The organism is Dietzia sp. ANT_WB102 (assembly GCF_008369165.1).
Lineage (GTDB): Bacteria > Actinomycetota > Actinomycetes > Mycobacteriales > Mycobacteriaceae > Dietzia.
In genome coordinates, this window is sequence record NZ_VOBA01000002.1 from 468,594 (window position 1) to 480,550 (window position 11,957).

The following is an 11,957-nucleotide window of genomic DNA, read 5'->3' on the forward strand; positions in this document are numbered from 1 at the left end:
ACCACACAATGCTGTCCGCCCCGTGGCCTGTGTCGGGTGGAGTCGTGTATCAGCTGTAGAGGTGGTACTTCGGCCACGAACGGCGGATTTCCGTCGCAACAGCGGCCGCCGCATCGTCTGCAGGCGCCTGATCGGCGACGGACAGGAGCGCGGCGAGCAGGACCCGGGCCTGCCCCGATCGCAGGTATCCGCTGCTCAGCACGCCTCGGTTCGCGAGTTCGGCGCCGCCACCCCGACCGCCGTAGGCCGGGGTCGCCTCGCCCCGCGGTACCCGGCTGGAGACCACCATGACGATGTCCGGCCGGTCGTCCGCCAATTGGGCGACCGCGTCGGCGACGAGGGGTGGCAGGTTGCCGGACCCCGACCCCTCCAGGATCAGACCGCGCGAACCGGCGTCGACACTGGCACGCACGGCGACCGCGTCGGCGCCGGGTGGGCAGGCGATCACGTCGACCCGGGTGTCGGCGAACCGGGCCCGGCCGGGCAGGGTGGGCCGCTCGAGCTCGGGCGGCAGGTCTTCTACGGGGTGCTCGGGCGAGTTGCGGGCGAACGCGACGGGATCGGTCGTGTGCCACTTGCGCACGCCGCGGGCCTGCAGGATCGCCCGGCCCAGGACCACCAGCACTCCGAGGTCGCGGGAGACGGGGTCGGCCGCCAGCAGGACGGCGTCCAGCAGGTTGGCGGGACCGTCTGCCTCGGGATGGTCGGCGGGGCGCTGCGCCCCGGTGATGGCCACGGGCCTCGGATCGTCGTGGTGCAGGTCGAGGGCCATCGCGGTCTCCTCGAGAGTGTCGGTCCCGTGGGTCACCACCACTCCGGAGACTCCCGGATCGGACAGCACGTCGGCCACCGCGTCGACCAACAGATCCCACTCGGCAGGGCCGAACGTGGAGGAGTCGGCGTCGATCACGGCTCGCGCGCTCACGCGGATCTGCTCCGGCAGCACTGCTCGGAGTTCGTCGAGCATCGCCTGCGTCGCGGGGTCGGAGTCGCCAGCCACGACCGCCCCCTCGGGCGTCGTGGAGGCGGTGATCGTGCCCCCGGTGGTGCAGATCACGATGTGAGGGGTATCGGTGCTGGTCTCGGCGGTGGTCACCCGGTCCACAGTGCTGGGCCGGCGGCTCGTCGTCAACCCTCGCGGCCGCAGACGATGGAACAATGGCGCATCGGTGTTCGTTGGGCCGGTGGCCCGGCCCGGCGCCATGCACGGATCGGCACCGCATGCCCGGTGTCTTACACCTCGACGAAAGGACCCCGCGTGAGTCTTCGACGAACCATCGCCGCAGTCTCCCTATCCGCCTTCGCCCTGGGAGGCCTCGCCGCCTGCGGAGGAGATGACAACGGCGGACGTGAGACCGCCCCCGCGCCCACCACGACCAGCTCGCAGGCGACCGCCATCCCCACCGCGGAGGAGCTGACGCAGCTGCTCGCCCGGGCCTCGGACCCGGCGGTTCCGGTCGAGGAGAAGGTCAATCTGGTGGAGGGGGGCGCGGAGGCGCCCGAGATCTTCGACCAGATCGCCGCCCTCAAGGCAGAGCAGGGCGCCGACGTGACGATCACCGGCGCCGCGGAGGGGGACATCCCCGGCACGCTCATCGCCAACGCGGTGATCTCCCAGCCGGGCCAGGAGGACATCAACGTCCAGGCCCAGTTCATCAACCAGGGTGGTCAGTGGCAGCTGCAGAAGGCGTTCGCTTGCGCGCTCATTACCAACGCCGGTCTGCAGCCGCCGGCCACCTGCGCCGGAGTCTGACGGCGCGCGATGCCCGCCTGATCGGGCGTCAGTTCACGCTGCGGAACTGCAGCACCGAGTCCTCGTCGTAGGTCGTCCGTCGTCCCGAGTCGGGATCGACGTAGACGGCCCGCGTCGAGGATTCGGTCGTCCCACCCACCGGTAGAGCGGCCCGCAGGTCGACCATGAGCTCGCCCGAGCCTTCGACCTCGTAGGACTCCACGTCGAGGGTCACGCCGGGCCCGCCGTCGGACCCCGGGGCAGTCAGAGCGCCCGCCGGGTTGGGGGCGCTACTGCGTGAGCGGACGGTGGCGACGTCGCCGTCGAGCCCGACCAGTTCGTAGCTGACGACCCGCGTCGGGGCCACCGCGTCGTCGATCTGTCGTGTAACGGTCCAGCGGGCGCCGACACCGATCTCGTCGGTGGGGAAGGCCACGGTCGCGTCCGACACCGCGTTGGCGGTGATCTCCACGCCTGCGCGGGCGGCGTCGGTGGCTCCCGAAGGTGCCGCCAGTGACACCCCACGGACGATGCCGTCGGCGCTACGAGTCCAGGTGACCGTGAACCCGACAGCGGTGGCGAACTGGGCGCGGCGGAGCTCGTCGACGGAGGTGAACTCCCGCGCCGTGACGGTGGCGCGTTGCGCACCGTCGACGTCGGGCTCCGATCGCCCCTCCACAGTGAGCGTCTGCGCCGGGGTGTCGTCGGTCCGCGGCGCCGATCCAGGGACCGCGGTCCTGGCACTACCGGAGCGGGTGACGGCCACGACCGCCGGCCTCCGGGAGGGCGCATACGCCAGGACCCGCCGCTCGCCTTCGCCGGCGTCGATCAGGTCGACGACCGGGGCGGGGCCCGGGTCCACTGTCACGGCCGGCTCGAGGGCCTGCGTCTCCGTCGAGGTGGTGGAGCCCAAGTCACCCGTGGCGGCGGGGCCCGTGGCGTCCTCGCCGCCGCATGCCGCGGTCCCGGCGACCAGGGCAGCTGCCAGCGCAGCGCGCAGGAATCGGCCACCGTGCCGGGCGGGTCGGAAAGAGGTGGGGGAGAGGGTCGATCGTGGGTCCACGGCACCGAGCCTAGAGGGTTGCCCACCCGGCGCCGCCGGACCCGCGGCGGGATCAGGGATACTGGTGACCATGACGGAGACCAACGGGACGCCGCCCGACGCGCCGGGGCCCACCCCCGGTACCGCGGCGCCACAGGGCGCATCGCCTGCGAGCACCGCGCCCCACTATTTTCGGGCCGGGCCGGTTGTCATGCTGGCGGTCGCTGCGGTGATCGTCACCATTGACCAGATCGCCAAGGTGCTGGCGGTGGCGAATTTGGAGAAGGCGCAGCCCGTCGAGCTCATCGGGGACACGGTTCGTCTGGTCCTGCTGCGCAATCCGGGCGCGGCGTTTTCCATGGGCACGGAATTCACAGTGGTGCTCACCGTCATCGCCACCGTCGTCGTCGCGGGACTGATCTGGTTCTCCCGCCGGGTCCATTCCCGGTGGTGGGCGTGGGGCCTCGGCCTGATCCTGGGCGGCGCGGCCGGCAACCTGGTGGACCGCTACTTCCGCGCACCCGGGGTTCTGCAGGGACACGTCGTGGACTACGTGTCCGTCGGCTGGTGGCCGGTGTTCAACGTGGCCGACTCCTGTCTGGTCGCCGGGGTGATCGTCGTGGCCGTCGCCGTGTTCCGCAATGTCGACGTCACCGGCTCGCGGGTGTCCGACACGCTCGCCGTCGAGAAGAGGGCCCCCGCCGATGGGTGAGGTCCGCACTTTCCCCGTGCCTGACGGGCTCGATGGCATGCGGGTTGACGCCGGTGTCTCCCGCCTCCTGGGCATCTCGCGGACCGCGGTCGCTGATCTGGCAGGCGAGGGAAAGGTTCTGCTCGACGGGCGCACCGTGGGCAAGTCCGACAAGCTCACCGGGATGTCCTGGATCGAGGTGGAGATGCCCGCACCGCGGGCCGAGCCGGCCGTGGTCGCCGAGCCGGTCGAAGGGATGGCGGTCCTGTATTCGGACGCGGACATCGTCGTCGTCGACAAACCGGTCGGTGTCGCTGCGCACGCGTCGGTGGGATGGACCGGTCCCACGGTGATCGGAGGCCTCGCCGCCGCCGGGTATCGCATCTCCACCTCCGGCCCTCCGGAGCGTAAGGGGATCGTCCACCGCCTGGACGTGGGGACCTCCGGCCTGATGGTCGTGGCGGCATCCGAGCGGGCGTACACAATGCTCAAGAGGGCGTTCCGAGACCGGACGGTCGACAAGACCTATCACGCGCTGGTGCAGGGCCACCCCGACCCGTTGTCGGGCACCATCGACGCGCCGATCGGCCGACACACCTCGTCGGACTGGCGGTTCGCCGTGACCTCCGACGGCAAGCACTCGATCACCCATTACGACACGCTCGAGGCGCACCAGGCCGCGACGCTCGTCGAGGTCAACCTCGAGACCGGGCGCACCCACCAGATCCGCGTGCACTTCTCGGCGCTGCACCACCCGTGCGCCGGCGATCTCACCTACGGTGCGGACCCGGTGCTGGCCCGGCGGTTGGGGCTCGAGCGCCAGTGGTTGCACGCGGTGGGGCTCGGGTTCGAGCATCCGGGGACCGGCACGCGGGTGGACTTCACCAGCACCTACCCCGACGATCTCCAGCACGCGATCGACGTCCTGCGTTCGGCGTGAGTTCGTCGGCGCGAGCGTTCCTGCCGCTGCGGGTGCTCAAGGTGGCCGGCGTGGGGGTGGTGATCGTGCTGGCGTTGGTCGCGATTCTCACCGCGCTGCGCACCGAGCTCCCGCGGAGCCCCGGGGTGATGACCGATGCCCTGGGCCCCGAGCCGGGCGAGCGCGTCGACGATTACCTGGCCCGCGCGGCCGCCTCAGTGGCCGAAGTGGGCGGAGGGGACGACGACACCGGGTACCACGACACCGGGTACCACGACACTAGGTACGACGACGAGGACTACGGCACCGGCCCCGAGGCGCCCCGCTGGGCACTCGTGACCGCAGCGGCGGCGTGGACCGCGACCGAGGCCGCCGACGTGGTCCGGGGTCTGCCGCGCGTCTCCGGCCTGTACGTGCAGATTCCCGTCGACGGGGTCGCGATGCCTGTCACCGACGTGACCGTGGCCGAGCCGGTGGTGGGGGAGCCCGGGCGCGCGACGGTCTTCGGCCGGGGACTCGAGCAGGCGGCCGTCCGTCTCGCGAACGGGTCCCCGGGCGATAACGGGGCCCCCGGCGCGGATCGCGCCGCGGCGACCGCCGGCCTCACGGCGTCCCGTATCCGGGCGGGGGAGCCGGCGATCATCGGCCTGCTCGCCCGCGGCACTACCGGGCAACTTCGCGCGGTGGCCGACCAGCCGCGGGTGCGGTCGGTGGAGGCACTGCCCCCCGACGCCGTGTGGGACCGCTTCGCCGTCCGTCCCCTTCAGCCACAGCAGGTTGACGTTGCGGCCCCGCTGCCCGACACCGCCCCCGTGCCCCCCGCCTGATCGTCGCCCGTCTGCGCGCGGGGCTAGGGTGGCGCCGGTGAACGGGAGACACGGGTGAGCGGTGGGCAGGGCGGCGGCGAGCAGGTGAACGCCGAGGGGAAACCGATTGCGGTTGATAAGTCCGTCGCCAGCGGGATGGCCGCCGGGATCGCCGCGTACACCCTGTGGGGGTTCTTCCCCGCGTTCTTTCCGCTACTCGAGCCGGCCGGAGCCGTCGAGATCGTCGGCCACCGGATCGTGTGGTCCCTCGTCGTCATGGCCGTCGTGCTCACGGTCCTGCGGCGGTGGCGCGACCTGTGGGCAGTCGACCGTTTCTCCTGGGCCCGGATCACTGGTGCCGCGGTGTTCGTCACCGCCAACTGGGGCGTGTACGTGTACACGGTCAATTCGGAGCGGGTCACCGAAGCCGCCCTCGGGTACACGATCAATCCGCTGGTCAGCGTGTTGCTGGGGGTGATCATCTTCCGCGAACGGCTGAACCGCCCACAGTGGTTCGCGGTGGCCCTCGCCGTCGTCGCCGTCGGGGTCCTCACCGCCGGATACGGCCACTTCCCGTACCTGTCCGTCATCCTCGCGCTGAGCTTCGGCATGTACGGCGTGCTGAAGAAGAAACTGCGCGTGGACCCGGTGATCGGGATGACCGGCGAGGTACTGGTGATCGCCCCCTTCGCGCTGGCCCTGCTCGTGTGGCTGGGTGCGACCGGCGCGGGTACGTTCACCACCGAGGGCGTAGGCCATTCAGCTCTGCTGGCGACGTCGGGCCTGGTCACGGTGGTGCCGCTGCTGCTGTTCGCCGTGGCAGCGCAGCGCATCCCCCTGGCGACCGTCGGCATGCTGCAGTACATCGTCCCGGTGCTGCAGATGGCCTGGGGGCTGCTCGTGGTGGGCGAGCGACTCGACGTGGTGCAGTGGGTCGGGTTCGCACTGATCTGGGTCGCGGTGATCGCGTTCACGCTGACCGGCAGGCAGCCACGCTCGGCCCGCGCTGGGGTTTCGGGGACTGTCGGGGATCCGACCTAGACTGGGGCGGACCAGTTCGAGGAGGAATGCTGCGTGGGCGGATCCCAGTTCGTGCATCTGCACAATCACACCGAGTTCTCGATGCTCGACGGGATGGCGCAGATCGACCCGCTGTTCGCGGAGGCCTCCAGGCTCGGGATGCCGGCGGTCGGGATGACCGACCACGGCAATATGTACGGCTCGTCGGACTTCTATAAGCAGGCCACGAAGTCCGGAATCAAGCCGATTATCGGTATCGAGGCGTACGTCGCCCCGGATTCGCGGTTCAACAAAAAGCGCGTGCTGTGGGGCGAGAAGCACCAGAAGAGCGACGATGTCGCCGGCTCGGGCGCCTATACCCACATGACGATGGTCGCCGAGAACGCCACCGGTCTGCGCAACCTGTTCCTGCTGTCCTCGCTCGCCTCCTACGAGGGGCAGCTCGGCAAGTGGGCCCGCATGGACGCGGAGATCCTCGCCGAGCACGCGGAGGGCATCATCGCCACCTCCGGCTGCCCGTCCGGTGAGATCCAGACGCGGCTGCGGCTGGGCCACAAGAAGGAGGCCTACGAGGCCGCCGAGAAGTGGCAGTCCATCTTCGGCAAGGACAACTTTTTCCTCGAGTTGATGGACCACGGCATCGACATCGAGCGCCGGGTGCGCGAGGACCTCATCAAGCTCGGCAAGGACCTCGGCATGCCGCCGCTGGTCACCAACGACTGCCACTACGTCACCCGCGACCAGGCCCATGCGCACGAGGCCATGCTGTGCGTGCAGACCGGCAAGACGCTGGCCGACGAGAACCGCTTCAAGTTCGACGGCGACGGCTACTTCCTCAAATCCGCCGAGGAGATGCGGGCGCAGTGGGACTCCGAGGTCCCGGGCGGCTGCGACAACACACTGTGGGTCGCCGAGCGCGTCCAGCCCTACGACGACATCTGGGCCCCCAAGGACCGGATGCCGAAGTTCCCCGTCCCCGAGGGCGATACGGAGGACACCTGGCTGGCCAAGGAGGTCCACCGGGGACTCCAGTGGCGTTTCCCGGACGGAGTGCCGCAGGAGTACCTCGACCGGGCGGCGTTCGAGCTCGAGGTCATCAAGGGCAAGGGCTACCCGGGTTACTTCCTGGTGGTCGGCGACCTCATCGAGCACGCCCGCTCCATCGGCATCAAGGTCGGCCCGGGACGAGGTTCCGCTGCCGGCGCCCTGGTGGCGTACGCGCTGAAGATCACCAACATCGACCCGATCGAGCACGGACTGCTGTTCGAGAGGTTCCTCAACCCCGAACGCCCGTCTGCGCCGGATATCGATATCGACTTCGACGACCGCCGCCGTGGTGAGATGATCCGCTACGCCTCCGACAAGTGGGGCGCGGACAAGATCGCCCAGGTCATCACGTTCGGCACCATCAAGACCAAGGCCGCGATCAAGGACGCCGCGCGCGTGAACTTCGGCCAGCCCGGTTACGCGATCGCCGACCGGATCACCAAGGCGCTGCCGCCGCCGATCATGGCCAAGGACATCCCGCTGTCGGGCATCACCGACCCCAAGCACGAGCGGTACGGCGAGGCCGCCGAGGTCCGTCAGCTCATCGAGACCGACCCCGACGTCAAGCGGATCTACGACACGGCACGCGGGTTCGAGGGCATGGTCCGTCAGGCGGGAGTGCACGCGTGTGCGGTGATCATGTCCTCCGAGCCGCTGCTCGACGTGATCCCCATGTGGAAGCGCGCCCAGGACGGCGCCATCATCACAGGCTGGGACTACCCGTCGTGTGAGGACATCGGCCTGCTCAAGATGGACTTCCTGGGCCTGCGCAACCTCACGGTGATCGGCGACTGTCTGGAGAACATCAAGCTCAATCGCGGCGAGGACATCGACCTCGACACCCTGAGCACCGACGACCCCGCCACGTACGAACTGCTCGCCCGCGGCGATACTCTAGGCGTGTTCCAGCTCGACTCCGGCGGGATGCGCGAGCTGCTCAAGCGGATGAAGCCCACCGGCTTCAACGACATCGTGGCCGCCCTCGCCTTGTACCGGCCCGGCCCGATGGGCATGGGAACGCACTGGAACTACGCCGACCGCAAAAACGGCAAGCAAGAACTGGTGCCCATCCACCCCGAGCTCGAGGAGCCGCTCAAGGAGATCCTCGGTGAAACCCACGGCCTGATCGTGTACCAGGAGCAGATCATGGCCATCTCCCGCGAACTCGCGGGATACACGGCCGGTGAGGCCGACGGTTTCCGTAAAGCCATGGGTAAGAAGAAGGCCGAGGTGCTGGCCGCGGAGTACGAGAAGTTCTCCGGCGGCATGTTCGAGCGCGGTTTCTCCAAGGATGCCGTCGACGCGCTGTGGGGCACCATCGAGCCCTTCGCCTCGTACGCGTTCAACAAGTCGCACGCGGCCGGCTACGGCCTGGTGTCCTTCTGGACCGGCTACCTCAAGGCCAACTACCCGGCCGAGTACATGGCGGCGCTTCTGACTTCCGTCGGCGACGACAAGGACAAGGCCGCCCTGTATCTCTCCAACTGCCGGCAGATGGGCATCAAGGTCCTGCCGCCGTCTGTCAACGAGTCGCTGACCAACTTCGCCTCTGTGGGCACCGACATCCGCTTTGGGTTGGGCGCGGTGCGCAACGTCGGCGCCCAGGTGGTGGACTCGATCGTCGCGGCCCGGGAGGCCAAGGGCGAGTTCAGCGATTTCTCGGACTACCTGGCCAAGATCGACCAGATCGCCTGCACCAAGAAGGTGACGGAGTCGCTCGTCAAGGCCGGCGCCTTCGACTCGCTCGGCCACCCGCGCAAGGGCCTGTTCCTGGTCCACGCTGATGCGGTGGAATCGGTGATGTCCACCAAGAAGGCCGAGGCCGTGGGCCAGTTCGACCTGTTCGGTGGGGGAGATAACGACGACACGGGTGCGGAGTCGACCTTCAACGACGTCTTCGCCGTCCGAGTCCCAGATGAGGAATGGGACATCAAGCAGAAGCTTGCGCTGGAACGCGAGATGCTGGGGCTTTACGTGTCCGGGCACCCGCTCGACGGGCTCGAGGCCGCGCTGGAGGCCAAGACCGATACCACGATCGCGACGATTCACGAGGGCGAACTCGCCCACGGCACCGCGGTGACGATCGGCGGGATCATCTCCGGGGTCGACCGACGGGTCAACAAGAACGGTGAGCCGTGGGCGATCGTCAGCATCGAGGACTTCAACGGCAGTGTCGAGGTGCTGTTCTTCCCCAAGACCTACCGTCTCGCGGCAATGGATATCGCCGAGGACGCGGTGGTCCTCGTCAAGGCACGCATCAATATTCGTGAGGATCGCGTCTCGGTGTTCGGCGACACGCTCGAGGTGCCGGACCTGGTCGTCGGCGGCAACGGGGCGCCCCTCGCGCTCACGCTGCCGACGAGAATGTGCACCATCGAGACCGTTACCGCGCTCAAGCAGGTCCTGGGCCGGCATCCCGGCCCGTCGGACGTGCATCTGCGGTTGGTCAACGGCAATTCGTCGACCGTCCTGCGGCTGGACGACCACCTGCGGGTCGAGACCTCGTCCTCACTGATGGGCGACCTCAAGGCGCTACTCGGCCCCGGGTGCCTCACTGGTTGACCGGTTGGCGGCGATCGCGGGCGCGGTGGGACACTGGTGGTTGTGACCGTCACCGATTCCGCCACGACCCAGGTCGTCACCCCCGACGACATCGATGCTGCCGCCCGCCGGATCGGCGACGTTGTTCGGTGCACCGACCTCCAGGTCAGTGAGCGTCTGAGCGAGCAGACCGGGGCGCGCATCCTGCTCAAGCGGGAGGACCAGCAGGACGTCCGCTCGTACAAGATCCGCGGCGCCTACAACCTCATGGCGCAGTTGAACAGCGACGAGCGCAGCGCCGGCGTGGTGACGGCCAGTGCCGGCAACCACGCCCAGGGCGTCGCATTCGCCTGCCGGGTGCTGGGCATCAATGGCCGGATCTACGTGCCGACCAACACTCCCAAGCAGAAGCGGGACCGAATCCTTGCTCACGGGCGCAACTGGGTGGAGCTCGTGGTGACGGGGATGAACTTTGATGCAGCCCAAACGGCAGCGCGCGCGGACGCCGAGCGCACCGGGGCGACCATGGTGCCGCCGTTCGACCACCCGGACACCATGGCGGGGCAGGGCACCATTGCCGCGGAGATCCTGGCTCAGCTCGATGAGGCCCCGGACGCCGTGGTGGTTCCCGTCGGGGGCGGCGGGCTCGTCGGTGGCGTCGCCACCTACCTCGCCGAGTACGCGCCGGACTGCAAGATCATCGCGGTCGAGCCCACCGGTGCCGCTTCCCTGACACGGGCACTCGAGGCAGGGGAGCCGGTCACTCTCGATACCGTCGACACTTTCGTGGACGGTGCGTCGGTCGCGCGGCTGGGCGAGTTCCCGTTCGGTGTCATCTCCTCGATGACCGAGCGGATCCAGGTCCTCACCGTGGACGAGGGCGCGGTGTGCACCGAGATGCTGGAGCTTTACCAGAACGAGGGGATCATCGCGGAGCCCGCCGGGGCCTTAGCGGTGACGGCGCTGGAGCAGCTCGAGATCGACGAGGGCGCGACGGTCGTCTGCTTGGTCTCGGGCGGCAACAACGACGTCTCGCGGTACAGCGAGATCATCGAACGCTCCCTGGTCCACAAGGGACTCAAGCATTACTTCTTGGTCAAGTTCCCGCAGGAACCCGGCCAGCTGCGTCGCTTCCTCGACGAGGTCCTAGGGCCCGAGGACGACATCACCCAGTTCGAGTACCTCAAGCGCAATAACCGCGAATACGGCGCGGCGCTCGTGGGCATCGAGCTCGGATCCGCCACCGGGCTGCACTCGCTGCTGGAGCGGATGGACGCCTCGCGGATCGACTGCGAGCGGCTCGAACCCGGCACCGCCGCGTACGAGTACCTGACCTGACGGGCGGGCGGCCACCGCCTCTCCAACCGCCGACACGACAGAACCCCTGCCGGGCGATCTCTCGTCCTGCAGGGGTTCTGCCGGTCAGTCGCATGGGGGCGAAGGTCGGGAGCCCAGTGCGTGGCGCTACTTCAGGTTGGCCAGCCCGTCGGATGCCGAGTCGATCATGCCGCCGACCGAACCGGGCTGCACCCCGGTGAGCATCCCCATCAGGTCGGATGACATGCCAGTGGAACCAGTGTTGGCCTCCTCGAGCCCGTCGGGGTCGATGTTCCCGGCGATCTGGCCCACCGAGCCTGCCGACCCGGTCGAAGAACCCGCCTCGAGGGCGTCGACCGCCTCCTGCTGCGAGCCGAGCTCGCCAGCAGAGTCCGACACCGAACCCACTGAGCCGGTCATGGAACCGGTCTCCCCGACAGAGCCGTCGAAGAACCCGCCGAGGTTGCCCCAGTTCTCATCGGAGACGAGGTCGGTCAGGGAGCCGAGGCTGCCGAAAGACGGTGCCTCGACCACAGCAGGCTGGGCGCCGGCGGTAGCAGCGGTGCCGAAGACGGCCAGGGCGCCGAACGCGCCGATGGCGACGGCGGTCCGCAGGGACGAGCGAAGCGTGGCAGAAGCCATGAATATTTCCCCTTCAGGAAGCGATGGATGTCTCTTTAGCTCGCGCTGGCTGAGACTGTGATGCGCCCCACTTACTGGACGCTCGTTAAGCGTTACATATGAACTATGTGATTGCAAACACATCTCTCAGAATCGGCGGGTTTCAGCGGATTCGGCGCAGTGAACAGCAGTAACAGTGCCCGCGTTCGCGCAGTTCCGTT

10 protein-coding genes are annotated in these 11,957 nt (G+C 68.7%); 7 read left to right on the forward strand and 3 right to left on the reverse strand.

What is annotated here, in order from left to right:
* Positions 1 to 49 precede the first annotated feature (49 nt).
* Complete coding sequence (locus FQ137_RS13860; protein WP_255584365.1) at positions 50 to 1,096, reverse strand: asparaginase; 1,047 nt, start codon at positions 1,094 to 1,096, stop codon at positions 50 to 52.
* 162 nt (positions 1,097 to 1,258) lie between these two features.
* Between FQ137_RS13860 and FQ137_RS13865 the strand changes: the two genes are divergently transcribed.
* A complete protein-coding gene (locus FQ137_RS13865) occupies positions 1,259 to 1,753 on the forward strand; it encodes a hypothetical protein (RefSeq protein WP_149293179.1) in 495 nt (164 codons plus the stop codon).
* A 28-nt stretch (positions 1,754 to 1,781) separates the two neighbouring features.
* On the opposite strand, the gene FQ137_RS13870 is transcribed toward FQ137_RS13865, so the two are convergent.
* Positions 1,782 to 2,795, reverse strand: coding sequence for a hypothetical protein (locus FQ137_RS13870; protein WP_149293180.1), 1,014 nt, complete (start codon positions 2,793 to 2,795; stop codon positions 1,782 to 1,784).
* A gap of 70 nt (positions 2,796 to 2,865) precedes the next feature.
* On the opposite strand from FQ137_RS13870, the gene lspA reads away from it, so the two are divergent.
* The 6 genes from lspA to ilvA all read left to right on the forward strand — a co-directional run bounded on the left by lspA (position 2,866) and on the right by ilvA (position 11,136).
* Positions 2,866 to 3,486 carry a signal peptidase II gene (gene lspA, locus FQ137_RS13875; protein WP_149293181.1) on the forward strand — a complete coding sequence of 207 codons (621 nt, stop codon included), beginning with the start codon at positions 2,866 to 2,868 and terminating at the stop codon, positions 3,484 to 3,486.
* Positions 3,479 to 4,405 carry an RluA family pseudouridine synthase gene (locus FQ137_RS13880; protein ID WP_149293182.1) on the forward strand — a complete coding sequence of 309 codons (927 nt, stop codon included), beginning with the start codon at positions 3,479 to 3,481 and terminating at the stop codon, positions 4,403 to 4,405. Before lspA ends, FQ137_RS13880 begins: the two co-directional genes overlap by 8 nt.
* Positions 4,402 to 5,211 (forward strand): hypothetical protein, encoded by an 810-nt coding sequence (locus tag FQ137_RS13890; protein ID WP_255584366.1) that lies wholly within the window; start codon positions 4,402 to 4,404, stop codon positions 5,209 to 5,211. Before FQ137_RS13880 ends, FQ137_RS13890 begins: the two co-directional genes overlap by 4 nt.
* Before the next feature lie 135 nt (positions 5,212 to 5,346).
* On the forward strand, positions 5,347 to 6,231 hold the full coding sequence (rarD, locus tag FQ137_RS13895) for an EamA family transporter RarD (protein WP_149293319.1): 885 nt from the start codon (positions 5,347 to 5,349) through the stop codon (positions 6,229 to 6,231).
* A gap of 33 nt (positions 6,232 to 6,264) precedes the next feature.
* Positions 6,265 to 9,819, forward strand: a complete 3,555-nt coding sequence (dnaE, locus tag FQ137_RS13900; protein ID WP_149293185.1) for a DNA polymerase III subunit alpha — start codon at positions 6,265 to 6,267, stop codon at positions 9,817 to 9,819.
* A 42-nt stretch (positions 9,820 to 9,861) separates the two neighbouring features.
* Positions 9,862 to 11,136 carry a threonine ammonia-lyase IlvA gene (gene ilvA, locus FQ137_RS13905; RefSeq protein WP_149293186.1) on the forward strand — a complete coding sequence of 425 codons (1,275 nt, stop codon included), beginning with the start codon at positions 9,862 to 9,864 and terminating at the stop codon, positions 11,134 to 11,136.
* A gap of 126 nt (positions 11,137 to 11,262) precedes the next feature.
* Here the strand turns inward: ilvA and FQ137_RS13910 are convergent, their stop codons facing one another.
* A complete protein-coding gene (locus FQ137_RS13910) occupies positions 11,263 to 11,757 on the reverse strand; it encodes a hypothetical protein (RefSeq protein WP_149293187.1) in 495 nt (164 codons plus the stop codon).
* Positions 11,758 to 11,957: the final 200 nt, after the last annotated feature.